Source organism: Actinoplanes sp. NPDC048791, from assembly GCF_040650095.1.
Classification (GTDB): Bacteria; Actinomycetota; Actinomycetes; order Mycobacteriales; family Micromonosporaceae; genus Actinoplanes.
This window is the reverse complement of record NZ_JBEZGQ010001679.1, coordinates 1-1166: the sequence shown is the minus strand read 5'-3', so window position 1 is coordinate 1166 and position 1166 is coordinate 1. Positions and strand designations below refer to the sequence as shown.

1 protein-coding gene is annotated in these 1166 nt (G+C 73.6%); it reads right to left on the bottom strand.

Annotation, left to right across the window (positions count from 1 at the left end):
• Positions 1–1121, bottom strand: a 1121-nt coding sequence (locus tag AB0C29_RS49570; protein WP_360835502.1) for a GGDEF domain-containing protein, incomplete at its 3' end; no start/stop codon positions are given.
• Positions 1122–1166: the final 45 nt, after the last annotated feature.

Genomic DNA, 1166 nt, shown 5'->3' with positions numbered 1-1166 from the left:
CTGGCGCTGCGGTGCGCGTCCAGGCGCTCGGCGCGGACGGTGCCGAAGCGGGCGCGGTTGGCCAGGCCGGTCAACGGGTCGTGCATGGCCAGGTGCTCGAGCTCCGCCTGCTGCCGGCGGATGCCGGCCAGCATCCGGGCGTTGGCCCGCAGCCCGAGCAGCTGCCGGGCCACCACGAAGGCGGCGATGAGCACGGGGCCGATGATCTCGACGCGCTGGTGCCAGCCGAGCTGGCGGGCGGAGACGGTGATCACCAGGGCGGCGGTCGCGATGACCGCGACCAGCGGAAGCGCGTTGTAGATGCTGCGCGCCGACGGTGCGGCGGGGGACGCCGCGGGGCGGCGCAGGACAACTTCCTGACGGTACGCGGCCAGCGCCATCGCCGCGCCGACCAGCGGTACGCCCAGCACCGAGATGATCAGCCGTCCGGTGTCCCCGCCGGCGATGAGCAGCACCGTGGTGGCCACGGCGACCAGCGGCGCGACAGTCAGGATGCGCAGCGACACCGAGTCGACGGCGCTGGCCGGGCTCATCGCCGCGCGGCCGATCACGACCAGGGCGATCAGCGAACCGACCCCGGTGACGGCGGCGCCGTTCTGGGTCAGCGTCGAGGTCGCCGCGGTGGCGAGGTCGAGGACGACGTACCAGTAGATCAGCGCACCGGCCACCGCGACGGTCGCACCGTCGAGCACGAGCTGGGCCCAGCGCAGCACCGACCGCTGCTCCGTCGGCAGCCGCAGGAAGGCCAGCACCACCATGACGACACCGAGCATCGTCGGCACGGCCATGTACGGCGACAGCCCGGGATCGTTGTTGGCGAACGCGAACGCACCCACCGAGCCGATCCCCAGGCAGATCGCCGAGTGCGAGAAGAGCCGCCAGAAGCCCCGGATCGGCCGCGGCACCACGATCATCGAGCCGATCCGCCGGCAGGCCAGGAACGCGGCCACCATGGCCACCGGTCCCCCGGCGTACCCGGGCATCACAGTGCCCCCGCGGTGCGTCACCAGCCACCCCAGCACCCAGGCCACCGCCAGCAACGCCAGGGCCAGCGGCAGCACGCCCGGACGGGCGGGCCGGACCGCGCGCCGGCGGCCTACCCGCTTGTCGGCTGGACTCATCGCTGCGCTCGGCTCCCTGGTCTCTGTCACTCCTGGCGCAGTACC